The sequence below is a fragment of the Gracilimonas mengyeensis genome (assembly GCF_900182705.1).
Taxonomy (GTDB): Bacteria; Bacteroidota; Rhodothermia; order Balneolales; family Balneolaceae; genus Gracilimonas; species Gracilimonas mengyeensis.
The window spans coordinates 119896-139845 of the sequence record NZ_FXTP01000012.1; the positions used below are offsets into that span (position 1 = coordinate 119896).

Genomic DNA, 19950 nt, shown 5'->3' on the forward strand with positions numbered 1-19950 from the left:
TTCCTGGAATTTTATTTGCCCGTTTTCTTCCACGGGTACCACTCCTTTGCTTTTTGATTGCTGGCATGTAACAGGTAGGCAAAAAGTATCAGCAAGGGGATAGTGATAATCATGTTCATTAATTCGCCGGAGGAATATAGCTCAATCATATACAGACCTGTACCCACCGTCAATACGGTGAATACAATAATCAACAACAAATATAAGTAGTAGTTTTGCTTGCTTTTATCCAACTATACCTCCTCTTTATTTGTCTGGTTTTCTCGATAAGTAAAATCACTTTAATATAAATTATAACTGAAATCAGAGGCTTGAGCAACTTTAGCTTTAAAAGAACTTATATAGCCTTTAAGATTTCGGGATATAAATCCTCAATATTCTCACCGGGAGATTTGTTGGTATAGATCTGGATAAGGGAATCTTCAAAAGATCTGAAACGAATAAATCCGCGATCTCCTTCCATTTTGGAAATTGTGATCTCTCTGATCTGGCTGGCAATATGTTCAGGATACCTTTCAGAAATATAAATATCATACACCGCCCAGGTCATGTATTCGTTGAATACCATATAATGGCTTGAATATACCGTATTGCTTGGCTTTTCATCTTTCCAGTTATTTAAATCTCCCATCGCCTTCTTTAACTCATCCCGGAATTCCTCGGTAACCGGGTTCACATAGTTATGGTCAATCTCTGTGAAAACATGCCGAATGTTATAAGCAATATTTAAGGTGTCCATGGAATGAATTTCCGGATTTAGGGCAGGAACAAACATCAGGGTTTCTTTATATGTATCTGTTTTAAACCGGCGGGTACTGTGGCTCCCTCCCGTAAGCGGAGAAATGATGATTTTGTAGCAATCGTACCGGGCAGAAAACTGGTTTTCCAACCAATCCCACATATCCTGCACCGGGATGATAGCATCGTATAAGGCAATCTGGTTTTCATAAAAACCGGCATGGGCTGTATAAAAATCGTTGAAATTGGATTCATATGAGAAAGCCTGGACATCATCTAAGAAATCCTTAAAAATATCGTATTGCGAAATGCTTGTGTAGGTTTCTTTAAGGCTTATCTCCTCATTTACCATCTTGTAGGCATAGCTGTTATCCCTGAACGCATAATTCTCGATATAGTCTGATTCGGAATAGCTATAGTTTGAGAATATTCTCGAGGAGTTATAGTCGTTGAAATAGTCAAGGACTTCCTGGAAATACGAGGTCCTCTTCTCAATAAAATAATCGGATCTCTGCCGTTGAAATTTTACCGCCATCACCACATGCGCCAGCTCGTATACTTTTGGCACTTCAATCACATATCTACCCTTATGCTCCGAAATATAATCTTCTGAGAAATATGCCTTTACAAGCGGAGTATCATCATTCCTGACACAGGACCCCATAAAACCGCTTATAATCAGCAGAAAAAATACAGTTCTTACACGCATAGCCCCCGCGGTTAAATAGTACAGAACTTAGCAAGCTGATTATTTGCTAAAAATATGAAGTCAGGATGAAGTTTGATGCATTTTGGCTCAAACTATAGAACATCTACTACCCAATTTGTTCTAACCCCACGGATTAATCAACTCAACACCGGTAGCTTCCATATCCCGCTTATTTCGGGTAACCACCGCTAAATCGTGAACAAGCGCGGTAGCTGCAATTAAAGCATCAATGGCAGGAACAGGCGTCCCCGTTTGTTGACTACTTTCATTCCTATAGCCAAAACACGGTTTTTAAAACCGAATGATAAATCTTCTTGTACCCAGTTATTCAATTTTTGCTTCTTTTTGGAATCAGGCAACTTTTCGATTCCTTTTCTTAGCTCTACAAATGTAATTACACTCAGGTACATGGATAGCTCTTCGTGTTCTTCAAACCATTTTAGGACCTGAGCACTGGGCTTCTTTTTTACCAGCTCAGAAATACAGCAGGTATCGATCAGATAACCCATAACTCAATATCTCGAGCCAGTGATTTGTCCCGCCTGACATCTAATTGAATCACAAAAAGAAGAGATTCTTGGAAAAAATCTACTAATGAATTTTTCGGCCTCTCCAGCTTTTGATAATCTTTTGCTGAAAGAACCACGACACTGTCTTTCCCATGTTTGGTAACGGTTTGGGGGCCTTCCTGATTAGCCTTTCTGACTACTTCACTAAATTTATTTTTGGCCTCTTGCAGTTGCCACTTTTTTCTTTTTGTAGTCATGAAAACCTCCAATTCGTCTAGTCTGTCTAGAATCTACACCATTCCAACAATTTTTGGAAAAGGAAATTTTGGAGTACTAATACGTTAAATTAGAAATTAGATCTGAAACAAAAAGCCCTTACTCCTCTTCCGCAAACCGAACAGCTACACCGCCGCCTTTGGCCAGGTTGAGTTTCAGCACAGAATCAGCGGTTACATCTTGCAGGGATTTTTTAAGGGGATAAGGATTGGTATCCCAGTCGGCATCTTCCCCATCGGCCCAGATTTCGGCCTGGTAGGTTTTACCTTCTTCCAGGAAATCGAGATTGATCGTGAAATCACGGGCTTCTTCATCAGTGATTCCGCCTAAGTACCAATCGCCAGAGTTACGGTCTTTACGGACTACCACCACATATTCCCCGATTTCAGCTTCGGGTACCAGCGTTTTTTCCCAATCCACCGGCACCACTTTCACCCAGTCGAGGGCATCGGGATGGGCTTCCAGATTTTTGGGGAGATCAGCCACCATTTGCAAGGGACTGTAAATCACCACATACAAGGCCAGCTCTTTAGCAAGCGTATGTATCAAGCGGTTGTTATTCGGGTTTTCGGGCTTATCAGTGAGCAACAGGTTGAACACGCCCGGTGTGTAATCAAAGGGACTAACCAACCCACGTGTAAACGGTACGATAGTAGTGTACGAAGGAGGATTTCCGCCGTCCTCCGACCACGCATTGTATTCCTGTCCGCGAGCCCCTTCACGGGTCATCATATTGGGCCAGGTGCGCCGGATACCGGTATCTTTAATAGGTTCATGTACATCCAGCATAATCTTCGACTCAGCCGCTTTCTTCACAATATCGCGATAGTGGCGCACCATAAATTGCCCGTGATGCCATTCGCCACCATCCACAAAATCGCCTACATAGCCGGTTTTAACGGTGTGAACACCCAGCCGGTTGTACAAGGCAAAAGCGGCATCCACCTGGGCTTCATAATTGGCAATACCCGCTGAAGTTTCATGATGACCTATCAGCTGTACACCCAAAGAATCGGCATATGCGGCCACTTCTTCCAAATCAAAATCAGGATAGGCTTCAGTAAAACTGAATACATCGCCATTCTCGAACCAGCTTCCATCCCAGCCTTTATTCCATCCTTCCACCAGTGTACCCTGAAATCCATGCTTGGCGGTAAAATCCAGCATCTCTTTGGCATATTCGGTGGTAGCTCCGTGCTTCGGACCCGACTCCCAGGTCTTGGTGCCAAGGTGCATATCCCACCAAATGCCGGTGTACTTACCCGGCTTAATCCAATCGGCACCATCCAGTTTGGAGGGCTCGTTCAGGTTCAGCATCAAATAATTAGTCATTAAGTCACCCGCCGTTTCACCAAGAGCGATAGTCCGCCAGGGTGATTGGTGAGGAGCCGAGCCTCGAACTTTATCTCCATTTAGCCATGGAACCAAATCCACTTCCAGCGAATCATTGCCTTTGTTAGCGATCGTCATACTTGCGAAATCGGTGAGGGCGGCTTCATGGATGCTCAGGTGCAGGCCCTCATCGGTTTTCATGGTGAAAGGCGTATGCACCGTATCAATTTCAGAAACACGGGTTTCGTTAAACAAATGCTCGTAGCGATTTAACTGATAGGCCCCAATCCACCAACTGGTATGATCGGCGGGTAAATTGAATTCCGTGATTTCATCGGTGATCACAAAACCCTGCAATCCCTCTTGTTCCGGCCATTCGTAGCGAAAACCAATGCCGTCATCATACAGCCTAAACACCAAATTCATCCGTTGGCGGGAAAAATCTCTGGACAGGTAAAATTTTACTTCTGTGTAGTGATTTCGAATTTCCTTTTCCTCCCCCCAGGGCTGTGTCCAATCCTCATCCACATCCGAATTTTCCACATACTCTAAAGTCAACCCTTCACTCAAGTCGGCTTCTTCAAAAACCACCCCAAGACGAGAAGGCAAAACCAACGGCTTACCTTTGTACGCAAGGCTATAGGTAGGCGTACCTCCTGTCAATGAAAAAATCATCTCTAAATCTCCATTCGGCGATGCTATTTCGTCGTAGTAATCCATACTTCCAATTTGATTTTTAGATGAACACATCGATAAGAAAGGGACGAGCAATAACAGTAGTAGTTGTTTAATCTTCATGGACGTTGCCTGAGTTAGCGGATACAATAAACAGCCTGAAGTTACCAAACTACAGGCTCTAAATCTTACCGAATAAGCTGCATGATTGCATAAAAAAAGAGCCCTTGACTGACCACAATCTCTTCTGGTTTGTACTTAATACTCTTGAACGTAACGCTCTTGTAAAGGACTGTTTTGCACGATTTCGCGACTGATTTTCTCAAAAATCTGGATGTAGGTAATACGGCCGGGGCGACCTGATAAAACCTCACTTTCGCGTACAAGCCCATAGCCGGCAACCCGCTCTCTTTGGTTGTCCCAAATCACATATTTAAACTTAATCACCAGCTCAATAAACAAGTCGTTATTGCCTCCAATAGGTTTTGACTGCTCCTCAACCTGGCCTATCTGCCAATTGATGCTTTGAATGAGCAAACTAAAATCCGTTTCCATTTCATCGGTTACAAGTTTACCCGCTTCAGGGACCAACAACTTTAATTCTTCTTTATCGTTGATCGGCAGGCTTTGGTTTGAAAAGTCAACTTCCTCAGAAAGTTCTACCGATTCGTCGGCCATCACGTTGTTTACCTCACCCGTAGTGGTTTCGGAAAACGACAAAGCAAAATACTTTATAAAGGTTTGTTTATTGGCAAAATTGATGAGGCTGTAATTCTCGGGGGCATAGTTAAGGTGCTGCTGCCATACCGAATCTTCAACAAGGTCTTCGGTGAGTGGAAAAATAGTTACGGAAGTGTCAAAAGCTTTAGCCCGGTTTTGATATTCGGGATTCAGAACATATTGGCTGCCAGTGGAAGCACACCCTGCCGTGATAAACAGAAGGAACAGAGCAAATACTGCAATTTTAGATGTATTCATGTTAAACAGAGAAAGAATAATTTTTAGTCAGCCCGAAAGGTAAGAAAACATCCTACTTAAGGTTGGAAAAAAATGTTTCTTTTATACCTTTCACAACTACTTACTCAGCCAAAAAGAACTAAATCAGACTCGCGTTCGTTGAAGGATAGCCTATGAGAAAGGAACGGTATTTACTGAAAATCACTTTTATCAATCACACAAAGTCATGCTAAAATATTTAATTATACCGGGACTGATATTAAGTTTAGGTTCCATATCATTATCAGCTCAACAAAAGGAGAAGAACTTGGAAAAAGCGACATTTGGCGCCGGCTGTTTTTGGTGCGTTGAAGCTATTTACGAACTGGTTGAAGGTGTAGACCATGTGGAAGCCGGTTACTCTGGCGGACACGTAGAAGATCCTACGTATCGAGAAGTAACTTCAGGGCGCACCGGTCATGCCGAGGTAGCACGCATCCACTACGATCCCGACGTTATTTCTTATGAAGAATTGCTGGAAGTACTGTGGCATACGCACAACCCTACCACGCTTAACCGTCAGGGAAATGATGTTGGGCCTCAGTACCGATCCGTGATTTTTTATCACAACAAAGAGCAAAAAGAGATTGCCGAAAAATCCCTCAAAAAAACCGACGAATCGGATTTATGGGATGACCCAATTGTTACCAAAATTCAGCCTCTCGAAAATTACTACACGGCCGAAAACTATCACCAGAATTATTTTGAGAATAACCCGAATGCGGGCTACTGCTCTATTGTAATTGCCCCGAAAGTTAAGAAATTCAAAAAAGAATTTTCTCATCTCCTGAAAGACTCGTAATTGGCTGAAGTATTTTTAATTGATGTACTGTGATTATTGATGAACTCACATCACGGTACATCAACTACATCACCACCCTCAAAGTTTGGCTTTTTCCTTGTGTAGCTTCTCGCTTACTTCCTGATAGAAGTTCTCATACTCTTTCACCACTACATCCTGGTTAAAACGGGTAGCCTGTTCACGGGCATTTTCTGACATTTGCTTGTGCAATTCGGGATTACCAAGGATCTCCACCCCATATTTTGCCATACAATCTACATCATCCAAATCACAAAGGTAGCCTGTTTCACCGTGGATATTCACTTCCGGCAATCCACCAATATTGGAGCTAATGACGGGCACACTACAACTCATCGCTTCCAGTGCTGCCAGACCAAAAGTCTCGGAGCCTGAAGGTATCAAGAACAGGTCGGCAATGGAAAGCACTTCTTCAACTTCTTCCAGCTTGCCTAAAAAGCGCACGTGTTCGCAGATACCAAGATCACGGCACTGCTGTTCGGCTTTCTGGCGATCGGGGCCATCCCCCACCAATAACAGTTTGGAAGGAATACCATGCTCCAGAATTTTGGAAAATACGGTTACTACTTCCGGCACACGTTTCACTTTTCTAAAGTTTGATACGTGTACTACTACCTTTTCATCATTGGGGCAGATTGCTTTCTTAAAATGACTTTTGTTTGATTTCTTGAAACGATCCAGATCAATAAAGTTGGGAATAACTTTAATATCCTGCTTGATATTGAAGCGGTCGTAGGTCTCTTGCTTTAGGTATTCGGATACGGCCGTTACCCCATCACTTTTATCGATAGAAAACTCCACTACATGTTTGTAACTGGGATCACTGCCCACTAAAGTGATGTCCGTGCCATGCAGGGTGGTTATAACCGGCACATGTTGAGCCTTTTCGGCCATAATCTGTTTTGCGAGGTAGGCACTGGTGGCATGCGGGAGGGCATAATGTACGTGCAATAAATCCAAATCCTGGTACTCAATCAGGTTTACCATTTGAGTAGCCAGAGCCAGGTCATAGGGCGGGTAATCAAACAGCGGGTAGGAATTGATGGATACTTCATGATACGTGATGCCGGTTTCGAGCGTGTCGAGCCGGGCAGGCCGGGCGTAACTTAACATGTGAATATTATGGCCGTGTTTGGCAAGATTTTTGGCAAGTTCGGTGGCAACCACGCCGCTGCCGCCGAATGTGGGGTAACAAACAATTCCTATATTCATTCCAACAAGCTAAAAGATATTTATTTTATTGCTATTGAGATAACACTCAAGGTAGGCAAAGTATTTTTGTGATGGTAAAACTAACATAAGCTTTTACAGATGGGTTCGGTTTTTGATGTATTATTGTTGATTGCTGATTGATGAATTAAGCCCGGAGCCATCTGCTAATCTGAAATTTGCACTCTGCAATCTATTTACCACCTCATAATTTTTTACCTTTACTGAAAAACAAGATCATATCACATCAAGGATGAAAGAAGTAGCTTCCTACAAATTAGGCAAGGTCCAAGTCACCATCACCAAAACAGAAAAGCCCAACCGGTTAAAAGTGGAATGTTTTGATGGCGAATATCACTCGGAATTTAGCGTCAGCGAGTATGAATTCAACAACTACCGTCGCCTGATGAACCAGCGCATCACCCAGGCCTACGCCAATGCCGACGAGGAAGAATAGGGGTTTAAAGGATTGAAAATTAAAGATTCAAAATTGAAGATTTTAGATTGGCAGATTATTCTCCCCGTAATAGATCAGTAGCTATAAAAACAGTGGGAAGAAAGTCTCTCCTTGAGGAGAGATCAACCAATTCAAAAAGTTCTTGAATTGGTTGTGAGAGGTGTGAGTGCCAAAGGACATGACGCTTATTTCCAGCAACTAGAACCACTGGAACAAACACCCTCCGCGTATTTTAACAAGTTAAAATTCTGCACCTCCCTCAAGGGAGGATTTTTCACAGATGGAATTCAACAATTTAGCCAAGCGAATATAGTTCGTCTAATCAATATCTGTGCAATGGACCATAGATTTTTGAATAAATCTAGAGTCAGTTATCTCCCAAATATCACCCTCGCTGGCGTCGGGAATCCATGCCCCACATCAGTTTATTGCGCAGGGTTTCAAAGTAATCGTGTCCGGGCAGATGGATCAGGTTAAAGGTGAGTTCTGACCGAATGATATCTACCTCAAAAGGGAAACTGTCTATATCGTGAATCTGTCCGTCATGAGAGAACACTACCCCACTTTCCTGTTGCTCCACAGAAATAGTTAAGGGAGAGTTTGAATTCAACACCAAGGGCCTTGTTGTTAGCGTATGCGGGTTGATGGGCGTCACAACAAACACTTCGGTGCCGGGGGCTACAATCGGTCCGCCGGACGAAAGGCTGTAGGCCGTGGAGCCGGTAGGCGAAGCCACAATCAACCCATCCGACCAGTACGTATTAATGAGACTGCCATTATATCGAGCCGTCACATTGATCATAGAAGTGGAATCACGCCGGGTAAACAGAAATTCATTTAAGGCATGATAGGTATTGCCATCGGTATCGGTGGCCTTCAAAAAAGAGCGCTTGTCCAGGGTATAATTATTGTTGATCACGCATTGCAGCGCCTGTTCCAGCTCTTCATTTTGAGTGTTGGCCATAAAACCCAGCCGGCCGCTGTTAATTCCCAAAATAGGTTTTTCTGATTTCCGGCTTAAGCGTGCGGCATATAAAATCGTGCCATCGCCGCCCATCACTAAAACAACATCTGCCTTGGCTATGCTTTCCTCATCCGATGTTGTTTTCTCTAAAACGGATACATCATCCACACCGGTTTTATCAAAAACTTCTCCATCGATACAAACTGATACTCCCCTTTTGGCTGCCCATTTCAATGCTACATTGAGCACCTCTTTCACTTCGTATTTGGTTGGATTGGCAATCACCCCAAACTTCATTCCTCAGCCTCCTCTATGGTGACATTGTAAAGATCCAGCTTCCATGGACGCTCTTCTATCTGAATACCAGCAATACCTTTGGCTGATAGCACATATAACGGATAATTCCATTGCAAAATCTTTTGCGTGCCCATATATGGACGAGTGGTAAAAGTTACCTGATCAGAGATAGCCAGCGAAGGACTCATCCCAAAACTGCTGCCACGGCTGGTAGCTATCGCAGCAATACGCCCCACGAGATAGCGAGCAACCGGATGATTGCTTTGAGTGATGGTAAAGTGTGTATTCAAGCTATCTTTTGTTTGGGTTGATGATGAATCCTGCCACAGAATTTGTACATCCCCAAGGGCTTCGATTGATATCAAATCCCTGCTTTCTATAGAACTGAACAACTCCTTTGCTTTTTGCGGCTGATCTGAACCGGGATTGAAAAACAGTGGATAGTTAGCTCTCACTTCAGATTTTTGGAGAGTGTAATCCGTATAGAAATTCGTCAGCAACGCCCCGGAAGAATCTGCGATGGTTCGGATGGTTGAAGGACTTACTTCAATGAGTGCATCCAGGTTATTTCGGGCAAACTCCTGGAACAAGTCCCTTTCTTCCAGTCCGGAAACAATATCCAATCGGTCTAATTGAGGTCTGGGTGCAGGGTAATCCTGGTTAAGCGTAAAAATAAGCGTGTTGCCATCCTTCTTTACAAATTGAAATAAACCGGTACCTGCAGGTCGTTGCATGGGGGCATTATTTACTCCAACCGCCTCTTTTGCATAAACGGAAGCTTGCGGATGAGCCAGGCGCTGCAAGAAATCCGGGGCACTTGTCTTCATGTTAAATATCACGGTTGAATCGTTAGGCACCTTAAGCCCCTCAATAGAATTTATGGCTCTCTTTGCCGGAGCTTTTACATACATCAACTCATTTTGATACTGTTCAAAACCGCGAATATCACTGAATTTTGCCGCTGCAAAAGATGGAACTGAGGAAGAGGCCATTCGTTCAAAAACATACTTAACATCCCCGGCCACCACTCTTCTCCCGTTACCATTTCCAAAAATTTGGGAATCATGAAAAAACAAGTTGGTTTTTAGATGGAAGGTAAACTGGGTGGAGTCTCCATTCACTTCCCACCTTGAAGCAACAGCAGGTTCTGCCTGTCCGTTGTCCCCAAGTGATACTAAACCTTGATACACCAAACCCAGTACCCGAAATTCACTGTCCGATTCTGCAAACAAGGGGTCCAGCGATTCAATCGCTGATACTTCGCCCAGTGTTAGCTGCCTGAAGTCATCCGTTGTAGTATCTGTAGTTGTTGCCGGTGGTGGCCCAAGTAATTCACTGGGATCAGTCTTAACCGTCACCGTTTCCGGTCCTTTACCACAAGAGGCAAGCAAAAGCCCGGTCACCAAAAATATCAGCAGGTTTTTCATAGTAATGTCTTTTGTTATAGGCACTTAAGATAAAAGATCGGCGGACCAAATCATTCCACAATATGTGATTTAATCGCTAATTCTACTACACGTCAACCTACATAATTTATTATTTCATCATTTTTAAAAGCTCTTGTTATCAGTATTTTAGAATGTCTTTTCAACCTACCAAAAAATAATTATGCAAGAGAATAACAACAGAAACCTTTGGATACTCGGAGTCTCAATTTTCCTGGGCTTATCTGCCCTTGGGTTTTTACTTAGCCAGGCTGCCATCACTTTTAAAGAATATGAGAGAACCGTAACGGTAAAAGGTCTTGCTGAGGAAGAGCATTTGGCGGATATCGTGATTTGGCCCATCCAGTTTTCTGAGGCCAGCAACCAGCTGCAGGATATTTACACTTCGCTGGAAGGCAGCACCGAAAAAGTGAAGACCTTTTTGAAAAATCATGGCATTTCAGATGAGGAAATTTCTGTAGGCACGCCGTATGTAACCGACAAATCCGCCCAGCGTTACGGCGGGCCAAGTGATGCCGAATTCCGTTACGTAGCCAATCAAACCGTAACGGTATATTCCGAAAACGTGACCGATGTACGTGATGTGATGAACCAGCTTTCGGAGTTGGGAAAACAAGGTGTCACGCTTTCCGGGGATGAGTACCAGGTGCGCACCGAATACCTCTTCACCCGCCTCAATGAAATCAAACCACAGATGATTGAAGCCGCTACCAAAGAAGCGCGCGCCGTGGCTGAGAAGTTTGCGGAAGACTCCAACAGTCAGCTTGGCAAAATCAAAACTGCTTACCAGGGGCAGTTTAGTATTTCTCCACGGGATAACAACAACCCGCATATCAAGAATGTCCGCGTGGTTTCTACGGTGGTGTATTATTTGTCGGATTGATTGGGGTTTTTAGAAAGCATGTGACATATTTTGTCAAAGGTTTTACCCTTGGCTACAGGACCCTTTCTCTGTCTCTTTCCCTAACGCACTTATTGGTTACATCGATAAAGTTTTATTCGATCAGCCGCCATCCGGGAACTCTTCAGTTTTAGCCCGACTGCGTCAAGGAAGGGGAACGTCTTGGTAAATACATAGCTATTTATGGCTTTGAGGTATTGGCTTTTCTTTTTTGCACCATTGCAGATAAAAAACTCAAAACTCCTACAGGCGTCTCCTTCCTTGGCGTGCCTGCACGTTAGGGAAGGAACAAGGATGGGTTTTGTAGCCAAGGGCAATAACTCAGAGCAAGCAAACAGAAAGGCCATAATCCACCATCGCACATCCCCCCTGCAAATAATCAGAGATTATTTGCGGTCCCTCTTCAAAGAGGGAATTCTCTTTGGTCGTCTTTTGTTGATTTAGGTTAACAGTTTTGGGTTTTTCTCATCACCCATTTCGTTCCAACGCAGAGCGTGTGGAACGAGGTTGTTGGAATGGACAGCACATAGCACATAGCACATAGCACATAGCACATAGCACATAGCACATAGCACATAGCACATAGCACATAGCACATAGCACATAGCACATAGCACAAAATTTTATTTTTGGATCGCTTTGATTAATATCTGCCCGTCAATCTCCACCTAATACCTCCTGCTATGAAAAAACTGGTACTACTATTCCTTGTTTCCCTGATGGCTCTTCCTGCCCTGGCTCAAACCCAACAACTCAAACAAATCATCGACGAACGCGCGGATGAAATTGAGGAGCAGGTCATTGAATGGCGCCGGCATTTTCATGAACACCCGGAGCTTTCCAACCGCGAGTACGATACGGCAGAATATATTGCTAAATATCTGAATGAGCTTGGACTGGAAGTGGAAACCGGTATCGCGCATACGGGCGTGGTAGCTTTGTTGGAAGGCGGTGAGCCCGGACCAGTAGTAGGCCTACGTGCCGATATTGACGGGCTTCCGGTCACCGAACGCAATGATCTCCCTTTTAAATCAGTAGCCACCGGCACTTACCAGGGCAAGGAAGTTGGCGTGATGCATGCCTGTGGTCACGACACGCACATTGCCATTTTGATGGGCGTAGCCAAAATCCTTACTGAGATGCAGGATGAGCTCAAAGGCACCGTAAAATTTATCTTCCAGCCGGCTGAAGAAGGAGCACCGCAAGGCGAGGAAGGCGGGGCCGAGCTGATGGTAAAAGAAGGTGTACTGGAAAATCCGGAGGTGGATGTCATCTTTGGCTTACACATCAATGATGCCACGCCGGTCGGCACGCTGAGGTATCGCCCCGAAGGCATCATGGCCAGCGTAAATAGCTATAGTATCGACATCAAAGGAAAGCAGGCGCATGGGTCGGCTCCCTGGAATGGTGTAGACCCCATTGTTACCGCCGCACAAATGATTAACAACATTCAAACCATCGTAAGCCGCAGCATGGAACTGACCAAGCAGGCGGCCGTGGTTACCGTTGGAGTGATTGAAGGGGGTGTCCGCCATAACATCATCCCCGAAAGCGTACATATGGAAGGCACCATCCGTGCGCTGGATGAATACATGCGACAACTTATTTTCCAACGACTGGAAACCATCGTACAAAACACCGCTGAAAGCAACGGCGCTGAAGCCACCCTAACCATCTACGAAGGCTACCCCATTACCTACAACGATCCTGCACTTACCGCCATGATGGAACCTACGCTTAAAGAAGTAGCTGGTGAAGAAAACGCCGTTCATATGGATGCCATCACCGGGGCTGAAGACTTTTCTTTCTTCCAAAAAGAGATCCCCGGCTTATACTTTTTCGTAGGCGCCAAAGTACCGGATCGCGAACCAGCCGGCCATCACACCCCCGATTTTATGCTGGACGAACGCGGAATGAAGCTGGGCGTTCGGGCTATGGGGCACCTGGTAGTAGATTATATGTATCAGTGAGGAACACTCAACAAGGAACAAAGAACTTCGAACATTGAACTTCGGTCCGACGGCTTGCAGTCCGTCTGACCGTTTTTTTCTAAGGGAAATAGAATAAATAAGGCATAGCTTTTGCACTATACTTAACCTCACCTCAATCCTCTCCTTCATAAGGAGAGAAAGTTCTCTGGCCTTTTTTTATAAGAATATTGAACCATAAGCCCTAATTCTATATAGGCTTCCTTCTTCTTGCCGCCGAATGCTCGGGATAAACTAAAGGAGAAGAAAGAAGAGGTCGATAGCCAGGGGCATTTTGCCGAATTATAGACATTCATTAGACGGCTCTGTGCAGGATTAAATGAACGACGCGTCTTGCCAGTCGTCAGATGAATACGGGGCTTGACTTGCTAATTGCAATCCGCCATTCATTTCTTCTCTTTGCCCTTCAGTTTATCTGCTTTATCCCCAACCAACTCGATGGGAATAGATTTTGATGCCTCACCCGAGTAAATAGAAAGATGAGGAAATGGAATCTCAATGCCCTCTTTATCAAATCGGGCTTTCATTTCTTCGTTGATACTGTTTTTTAGCTTGATGAACTCATCCTTGGGAGCCCAAACCAGCAGCAGTAAATCAATAGATGAGGCCCCGTACATATCAAAAACAACCATAGGAGCTGGTTCAGAAAGGGCGAATTCATTTTTCTCGGCCACATCCAGCAGCACTTCACGCACCCGCGATATATCTTCTTTATAAGCCACCGAAATATTGGCATTAAATCGCCGAATGGGAAATTTAGTAATGTTGGTGACCTCCTGCTTGATAATCATTTCATTGGGAATACGCACATAGCGGTTATCAAAAGTGCGGAGTTTTACCGACAGCATATCGATGGAAAGTACAGCCCCGGTAGTGTTGCCGATAGTGATTACATCATCAACTTTAAATGGCTGTTCGGCAATCAAAAATAACCCGCTGATGATGTTGGATACGCTGGTTTGAGAAGCAAAACCCAGGGCCACTCCCAAAATTCCGGCCGCCCCCAACAGCGGTGCCAGGCTGATGCCCAGCTGTCCCATCACGGTAACCACTAAAATCACTAAGCCTACATAAAAAACCACTTTACCGGCCAACATACCGTAATGGGTAGCATATTTTTTGGTAAAGAACGAACGGGCCCATCCCCGTAGCATAAATACGACGGGAATACCCACAGCAATTATGATGGCTATACGAAGCGACATAGCTAAAAATGCTTCCGAAAAAAATGCCTCTGCAGGCAAGTCTAACAAGGTGGTGGTAGTATCAGCAGCGGCAACGGCAGTAGTATCTTGTTCCATAATCAATCAAAAACTTACTTTGCAGAAATAATGGTATCGTCAAAAAGCATTTTAAAGGTGCGGGTGGCCAAACTTTTGGATACGGGGTTTCGGGGTTTGGAAATCAACTCACCTTTGCCCAGTTTGGCCGGCAATTTTCCGCTCATGGTTACATCGCTGTGTTGCTCCTCACCCTGGTACACGATATTGGTTTCATCGGCCCAATATTCGTCTTTCAACCGATAGATACCCAGCCGTTCAACCCGGTAACAAAACCGTTCAAAATTTAGCTCAGCATGCGATTTATTTGTGATTTGAATAGGGCAGTTTACCAGGTACGGCTTACTTTCCACCTCCTCTAAACTGCGGCGGGCCTTGCTGGTGAGCCAATAGCATAATTCGCCTTCTAAAGTAGTTCCAAACCAGGTTCGCGATAATTTAGTGATGGGGATTTCCTGCAGCACATATTTCGATTTGGCCAGGCTGATTTCCATCCACAACGGCACCCGGCAATACACCTGAATTTTAGCCCCCGGCACCAGTTTTAACGGGTATTCGGAACTCACAATTACCGGCAAATTCGGGAATATCGGGCGTAACTGAATTTCATTTTCATCAGATTTTGGGGCCCAGCGTTCCCATTCCGTTTTATCATCTGGCTCTGGATCGGCATTATCCGCAGTAGCATAGGTATGGGCAATCCAGAATTCCTCGTTGTACTTTTTTATCCATAAATGCAAGGTATCCACATGTAAATGGAGGGGAGAAGCGCCTTCTTCTACCGAATAAGACGTCCAGACAGGTTCCGGCATATCATACAGTTTTAAGGTGATAAATATACTTCTAAAATGTGGAATTTTCCCGACTTGGCAAAACAAAAAGGTTTTAACGTCCAAGCGTTCCAAAAAAGCACTTCTTGAAAATGATTTTGGGGTGATGAGAGTTTCAGCATCGACACAGTGCCCAACATCATCACTATTTTATCCGCCTTTCATCTTCCAAAACTTTTACTAAGCATCATAAATCGAATCCACCATTTCCGACCTCTTTTGTTTTCTCCTTCTCAAGGAGAAAGACACTTTTACCACAAATTAAGTATGACTAAACACCCATGTAAGCATTTACATCAGAAAAAGTGTGCTTTGATCTTTATTATCCTGCTGTTGGAACCCAAAAAACAGACTTTCATGAAGAAATCATTCCTCTTAACCCTTATTACCCTATTCACTTTTTCCCTTCTGCAGGCACAGCCTTCGCAAGTTGAAATTGTAGACCCGCCCTTCTGGTGGACCCAAATGCCCGTCAATGAATTACAGCTACAGCTTTACGGGGATGAACTCGGTCACTATCGCGCCACGGTGGATTATCCCGAGGTAACAATCACCAAGCAACTGGCCGTAGACTCTCCCAATTACCTCTTTTTGTATTTTGATATTTCGGATGAAGCCCTTGCTGGCAACCTTCCCATTGTATTAACACGCGGTGATGAGGAAATCACCCTGAACTATGAACTCAAAACCCGCGAAACTACTGAAGGACGTAATATGGGCTTTGATGCTTCCGACCTCATTTACCTGATGATGCCTGACCGCTTCGCCAACGGTGATCCCTCTAACGACACCATCGAAGGCATGCGCGAAGCAGCCGACCGTTCCAACCCCGAACGCCGGCAAGGCGGGGATATTCAAGGAGTGATCGATCAACTGGATTACCTGGAAAATTTAGGCATGACGGCCATCTGGTTTACGCCCATGTTTGAAAACGATATGAGTCCGGAGTACGGAGCCTACCACGGCTATGCGGCTACGGATTTGTATAAAGTCGATCGCCGGTACGGTTCCAATGAACTCTACAAAGAACTGGTGGATCGCGTACATCAGCGGGATATGAAAGTAATCATGGACATGATTCACAACCACGTAGGCGACAAACACTGGTGGATGAATGACTGGCCCACCAAGGATTGGTTTCACTCCTGGGATGAATATGGCCAAACCAACTTCCGCGGCACGGTAGGCTCTGATCCCTACGCTTCCGAATACGACAGAGACAAATTGCTGAACGGCTGGTTTGTCCCTGAGATGCCCGACCTGAATCAGAACAACGAACTGCTGGCGGATTACCTCATCCAAAACACGCTATGGTGGATTGAATACTCCGGTATCGACGGCATCCGCATGGATACCTACGTGTATCCCGATCAGAAATACATGGCGCGATGGTCCAAAGAAGTGCTGACCGCTTACCCAAATTTCAACATTGTGGGCGAGGCCTGGGTGGAGAATGTACCCAACGAATCTTACTGGCAATACGATGCCCCCGGCGTAGATGATGGTTACGACTCAGAGCTGCCCAGCGTTACTGATTTTCCCCTCAGCTTTGCGGTGCGCCAGGGTTTGAATGAAGAATTCTCATGGGCCAACGGACTTAGCAAGATTTATGAAACCATTGCCCAAGACCGCCTCTATGCTGATCCCATGAAGAATGTCATCTTCCTGGACAACCACGATATGGGCCGCATTTACGAGACCCTTGGGAAAGACGAAGACCTTTTCAAAATAGCCTACATGTTTTTGATGACCACCCGGGGCATCCCGCAAGTGTACTACGGCACCGAATTGATGATGGCCCACGAAAACCGCGGTGGCGATGACGAAGCCTGGCGGCAAACCATGCCTGGCGGCTGGCCCGATGACGACCGCAGCGTGTTCACCGAAGGAGGTCGCACCGAACAGGAAAATGAAATCATCGACTACATAACCCAACTCAACCAGTGGCGCAAGGATGCCGTGGCCATCCACGAAGGCAAGCTGGTGCACTTCATCCCGGAAAACAACACCTACGTGTACTTCCGTGTGCACGATGAGCAAACCGTGATGGTGGTACTGAACGCCGGCGAAGAAGCCGCAACCCTAAACCGGGACCGTTTTGCGGAGATTTTAGATGCGTTTGAGGTGGGTGTTGATGTGCTTTCCGGGCAGGAAGTAGATGTGACACAGGATTTTGAAATCACTGCAAACACTGCTGGTGTTTGGGAGTTGAGGTAGCAATCAGGAACTGTTTTTAATTTTATCCAAGATAGTGAGTAAGGGCGCATTGCGATGCGCCCTTACTGGTACAAAAAGCCTTAGAATCACTGATTTGGCGGATTTTAGGATTCCGCGGATTTCTTATCGTTCACAACCACCCGGTTGGGAATCCCTGCAAGGACCTCCCGGTCCCTGTGGATATAAAAGAAGCAGTAAATTGCAGCATTGCCTTATGCCACATTTACCCACCCCTTAATCCCCCGACAAGCTTGTCGGGGGAAACTCTTTCGTCAAAAAGGAAGCACAGATAAGCTCTAACATCAGTCCATAAGCTTGTTTTTGGTAAACAGGTAGATTACCAGCCACTACTATATCACTCAATCACTTTATCACCTTATTCCTAATCAACCATTCCCCCACTACAAACTTCACTCAAAAGGCCGTATCTTTAAGGCTTCAATCAAGCTGAACGAGACACTATGAGCACGGCCACTTCCGAATCCGACATTACTAAAGAGGCGAAGAAGCGACGCACCTTCGCCATTATTTCTCACCCCGATGCGGGTAAAACCACTCTCACTGAAAAGCTATTGCTGTATGGTGGAGCCCTGCACGAGGCCGGGTCTATCCGCGCACGTAAAGCCAGCCGCCATGCGGCCTCCGACTGGATGTCTATCGAGCAGGAACGCGGGATTTCTGTGACCTCCTCCGTACTCCGCTTTGAAAAAGAAGGCATCAAATACAACCTGCTGGACACCCCGGGTCACAAAGACTTTTCCGAAGATACCCTTCGCACCCTGGTTGCTGCCGATAGCGGCCTGATGGTGATTGATGTTGCCAAAGGTGTGGAGGAACAAACCGAGAAGTTGTTCGAAGTATGTAAGCTTCGCGAAGTGCCGGTAATCACTTTTGTAAACAAGTGCGACCGTCCCGGTATGGAGCCGCTGGAAATTCTGAGCAACATTGAGAATAAGCTGGGTATCGAAGCCGTGCCAGCCAGCTGGCCTATGGGCTACGGGCATAAATTCCAGGGCATCTATGATGTGATCGAGAAGAAAGTACACATGTATCAAAAAAGTGAGCATGGTGCCAAGAAAGCCGTCACCGAAGTGCTGGATCTCGAAGAAGCGCTCGCCAAGAGTGATATGTCGAAGGTGGAAAAAGAGGCTTTTGAAGAAGAAGTGATGCTGATTGATGACATGTATGAAAACATGGATCGCGAAGAATATGCTACCGGAAAAGTAACCCCGGTATTCTTCGGATCTGCGTTGCATAATTTTGGCCTGGATGTATTCTTGAATTACTTCCACCAACTGGCTCCGCATCCTCAGCAGTACAAAACTCCCGAAGGTATGGCCCGGGATCTCAACGATGGTTTCTCCGGATTCATCTTTAAGATGCAGGCCAACATGAATCCGGATCACCGCGACTGTGCCGCATTCATCCGCGTGGCCTCTGGCAAGTTCGAGCGCGGACAACAAGTGACTATCGCTGGTCTGGGCAAAAAAGTCAAGATGTCGACCCCACATACCCTGATGGGGGACGACCGTCAGTTGATGGAAGAAGCTTACCCTGGTGATATAGTTTCTATTTTTAACCCGGGCTCCTTCCGTATTGGCACGACTATTTTTGAGCAAAATGAAGTCAAGTTTGATGTAATTCCGCTGTTTACGCCCGAGCACTTCCAAAAAGTAGCTACCAAAGATCCTTTCAAACGAAAACAGCTTCGGGAAGGTCTCAAGCAGCTTTCTGAGGAAGGGGTAGTACACGTATTTGAAGTACCCAATGGCGTTGGAAACGAACTGCTGCTGGGAACCGTAGGCGTGCTGCAGTTTGAAGTGGTAGAACACCGCATGCTTACCGAATATGGCGTAGAGCTTATCAAAACGCCGGTTTCTTATCACTGTGCCCGCTGGCTGCCCAATGGTAAAGATGATGTCATCGAGAAACTGGAAGCCAGCTACTCCACACACGTCACGAAGGATATGGAAGACAACCCTATTGTGCTGTTTGATTCTCAGTACGCATTAAGTCAGGGAGAGGAGAAAGTGGGAACGGAGAACCTGTTCAAGTTTAAGCAAGGATAGGGAATATTGAATATCGAACATTCAATATTGAATGTTGAAGTGGGTTGGATCGCTGATTAAGGGGATTGCACAGATTTCACTGATACCATTCATAATCCGTGTTTATCCTAAAATCCTCTTAATTCGTGATTTTGAACTTAAATAGATGCAATATCCATAACTATGAATCGCTGATTAAACGGATTATTGGATTTCACTGATTACTTTCTTCTGTGAGAAAAATCCGTGTACATCCTCA

Annotated in this window: 17 protein-coding genes; 6 read left to right on the forward strand and 11 right to left on the reverse strand. The window is 45.2% G+C overall.

Annotated features, from left to right (window positions below; genetic code table 11):
• Window positions 1–11: 11 nt before the first annotated feature.
• From FN815_RS13865 to FN815_RS13890, 6 genes are all read right to left on the reverse strand, one after another.
• Complete coding sequence (locus FN815_RS13865; RefSeq protein WP_142455247.1) at window positions 12–233, reverse strand: hypothetical protein; 222 nt, start codon at window positions 231–233, stop codon at window positions 12–14.
• Between the two features lie 104 nt (window positions 234–337).
• Window positions 338–1447, reverse strand: coding sequence for a DUF4932 domain-containing protein (locus tag FN815_RS13870; protein ID WP_142455248.1), 1110 nt, complete (start codon window positions 1445–1447; stop codon window positions 338–340).
• 218 nt (window positions 1448–1665) lie between these two features.
• Window positions 1666–1956, reverse strand: coding sequence for a PIN domain-containing protein (locus tag FN815_RS13875; RefSeq protein ID WP_221930322.1), 291 nt, complete (start codon window positions 1954–1956; stop codon window positions 1666–1668).
• Window positions 1944–2213 carry a type II toxin-antitoxin system Phd/YefM family antitoxin gene (locus FN815_RS13880; RefSeq protein WP_142455249.1) on the reverse strand — a complete coding sequence of 90 codons (270 nt, stop codon included), beginning with the start codon at window positions 2211–2213 and terminating at the stop codon, window positions 1944–1946. The genes FN815_RS13875 and FN815_RS13880 overlap by 13 nt, the downstream gene beginning before the upstream one ends.
• Before the next feature lie 118 nt (window positions 2214–2331).
• Window positions 2332–4284, reverse strand: coding sequence for a glycoside hydrolase family 97 protein (locus tag FN815_RS13885; protein ID WP_246075292.1), 1953 nt, complete (start codon window positions 4282–4284; stop codon window positions 2332–2334).
• Window positions 4285–4497: 213 nt separating this feature from the next.
• Complete coding sequence (locus FN815_RS13890; protein ID WP_142455251.1) at window positions 4498–5217, reverse strand: hypothetical protein; 720 nt, start codon at window positions 5215–5217, stop codon at window positions 4498–4500.
• 286 nt (window positions 5218–5503) lie between these two features.
• On the opposite strand from FN815_RS13890, the gene msrA reads away from it, so the two are divergent.
• Window positions 5504–6037 carry a peptide-methionine (S)-S-oxide reductase MsrA gene (msrA, locus tag FN815_RS13895; protein ID WP_246075294.1) on the forward strand — a complete coding sequence of 178 codons (534 nt, stop codon included), beginning with the start codon at window positions 5504–5506 and terminating at the stop codon, window positions 6035–6037.
• 78 nt (window positions 6038–6115) lie between these two features.
• Here the strand turns inward: msrA and bshA are convergent, their stop codons facing one another.
• Window positions 6116–7267 (reverse strand): N-acetyl-alpha-D-glucosaminyl L-malate synthase BshA, encoded by a 1152-nt coding sequence (gene bshA / locus FN815_RS13900; protein WP_142455253.1) that lies wholly within the window; start codon window positions 7265–7267, stop codon window positions 6116–6118.
• Between the two features lie 250 nt (window positions 7268–7517).
• Between bshA and FN815_RS13905 the strand changes: the two genes are divergently transcribed.
• Complete coding sequence (locus FN815_RS13905) at window positions 7518–7721, forward strand: hypothetical protein (RefSeq protein ID WP_142455254.1); 204 nt, start codon at window positions 7518–7520, stop codon at window positions 7719–7721.
• A gap of 385 nt (window positions 7722–8106) precedes the next feature.
• Here FN815_RS13905 and FN815_RS13910 read toward each other — a convergent pair whose 3' ends face one another.
• Both FN815_RS13910 and FN815_RS13915 read right to left on the reverse strand, forming a co-directional pair.
• Window positions 8107–8982, reverse strand: coding sequence for an NAD(+)/NADH kinase (locus tag FN815_RS13910; RefSeq protein ID WP_142455255.1), 876 nt, complete (start codon window positions 8980–8982; stop codon window positions 8107–8109).
• Complete coding sequence (locus FN815_RS13915; RefSeq protein WP_142455256.1) at window positions 8979–10409, reverse strand: ABC transporter substrate-binding protein; 1431 nt, start codon at window positions 10407–10409, stop codon at window positions 8979–8981. The genes FN815_RS13910 and FN815_RS13915 overlap by 4 nt, the downstream gene beginning before the upstream one ends.
• Before the next feature lie 181 nt (window positions 10410–10590).
• Here FN815_RS13915 and FN815_RS13920 point away from each other — a divergent pair, with 181 nt between their 5' ends.
• Both FN815_RS13920 and FN815_RS13925 read left to right on the forward strand, forming a co-directional pair.
• Window positions 10591–11310, forward strand: a complete 720-nt coding sequence (locus FN815_RS13920; RefSeq protein ID WP_142455257.1) for an SIMPL domain-containing protein — start codon at window positions 10591–10593, stop codon at window positions 11308–11310.
• A gap of 701 nt (window positions 11311–12011) precedes the next feature.
• Window positions 12012–13298: an amidohydrolase gene (locus FN815_RS13925; RefSeq protein ID WP_142455258.1), complete on the forward strand. Its 1287-nt coding sequence runs from the start codon at window positions 12012–12014 to the stop codon at window positions 13296–13298.
• A gap of 404 nt (window positions 13299–13702) precedes the next feature.
• On the opposite strand, the gene FN815_RS13930 is transcribed toward FN815_RS13925, so the two are convergent.
• Entirely contained in the window at window positions 13703–14617 is a 915-nt protein-coding gene (locus tag FN815_RS13930) for a mechanosensitive ion channel family protein (protein WP_142455259.1), read from the reverse strand.
• A gap of 14 nt (window positions 14618–14631) precedes the next feature.
• Window positions 14632–15408 carry a hypothetical protein gene (locus FN815_RS13935; protein ID WP_142455260.1) on the reverse strand — a complete coding sequence of 259 codons (777 nt, stop codon included), beginning with the start codon at window positions 15406–15408 and terminating at the stop codon, window positions 14632–14634.
• A gap of 375 nt (window positions 15409–15783) precedes the next feature.
• Between FN815_RS13935 and FN815_RS13940 the strand changes: the two genes are divergently transcribed.
• On the forward strand, window positions 15784–17643 hold the full coding sequence (locus FN815_RS13940; RefSeq protein ID WP_142455261.1) for a glycoside hydrolase family 13 protein: 1860 nt from the start codon (window positions 15784–15786) through the stop codon (window positions 17641–17643).
• 461 nt (window positions 17644–18104) lie between these two features.
• On the forward strand, window positions 18105–19712 hold the full coding sequence (locus FN815_RS13945; RefSeq protein WP_142455262.1) for a peptide chain release factor 3: 1608 nt from the start codon (window positions 18105–18107) through the stop codon (window positions 19710–19712).
• Window positions 19713–19950: the final 238 nt, after the last annotated feature.

What these genes read in the sequence shown, in the direction of transcription:
- FN815_RS13870 (WP_142455248.1), bottom strand. Translation starts at nt 1,447, where the DNA reads ATGCGTGTAAGAACTGTATTTTTTCTGCTGATTATAAGCGGTTTTATG.
- FN815_RS13875 (WP_221930322.1), bottom strand. Translation starts at nt 1,956, where the DNA reads ATGGGTTATCTGATCGATACCTGCTGTATTTCTGAGCTGGTAAAAAAG.
- FN815_RS13880 (WP_142455249.1), bottom strand. Translation starts at nt 2,213, where the DNA reads ATGACTACAAAAAGAAAAAAGTGGCAACTGCAAGAGGCCAAAAATAAA.
- FN815_RS13885 (WP_246075292.1), bottom strand. Translation starts at nt 4,284, where the DNA reads ATGGATTACTACGACGAAATAGCATCGCCGAATGGAGATTTAGAGATG.
- FN815_RS13890 (WP_142455251.1), bottom strand. Translation starts at nt 5,217, where the DNA reads ATGAATACATCTAAAATTGCAGTATTTGCTCTGTTCCTTCTGTTTATC.
- bshA (WP_142455253.1), bottom strand. Translation starts at nt 7,267, where the DNA reads ATGAATATAGGAATTGTTTGTTACCCCACATTCGGCGGCAGCGGCGTG.
- FN815_RS13905 (WP_142455254.1), top strand. Translation starts at nt 7,518, where the DNA reads ATGAAAGAAGTAGCTTCCTACAAATTAGGCAAGGTCCAAGTCACCATC.
- FN815_RS13910 (WP_142455255.1), bottom strand. Translation starts at nt 8,982, where the DNA reads ATGAAGTTTGGGGTGATTGCCAATCCAACCAAATACGAAGTGAAAGAG.
- FN815_RS13915 (WP_142455256.1), bottom strand. Translation starts at nt 10,409, where the DNA reads ATGAAAAACCTGCTGATATTTTTGGTGACCGGGCTTTTGCTTGCCTCT.
- FN815_RS13920 (WP_142455257.1), top strand. Translation starts at nt 10,591, where the DNA reads ATGCAAGAGAATAACAACAGAAACCTTTGGATACTCGGAGTCTCAATT.
- FN815_RS13925 (WP_142455258.1), top strand. Translation starts at nt 12,012, where the DNA reads ATGAAAAAACTGGTACTACTATTCCTTGTTTCCCTGATGGCTCTTCCT.
- FN815_RS13930 (WP_142455259.1), bottom strand. Translation starts at nt 14,617, where the DNA reads ATGGAACAAGATACTACTGCCGTTGCCGCTGCTGATACTACCACCACC.
- FN815_RS13935 (WP_142455260.1), bottom strand. Translation starts at nt 15,408, where the DNA reads ATGCCGGAACCTGTCTGGACGTCTTATTCGGTAGAAGAAGGCGCTTCT.
- FN815_RS13940 (WP_142455261.1), top strand. Translation starts at nt 15,784, where the DNA reads ATGAAGAAATCATTCCTCTTAACCCTTATTACCCTATTCACTTTTTCC.
- FN815_RS13945 (WP_142455262.1), top strand. Translation starts at nt 18,105, where the DNA reads ATGAGCACGGCCACTTCCGAATCCGACATTACTAAAGAGGCGAAGAAG.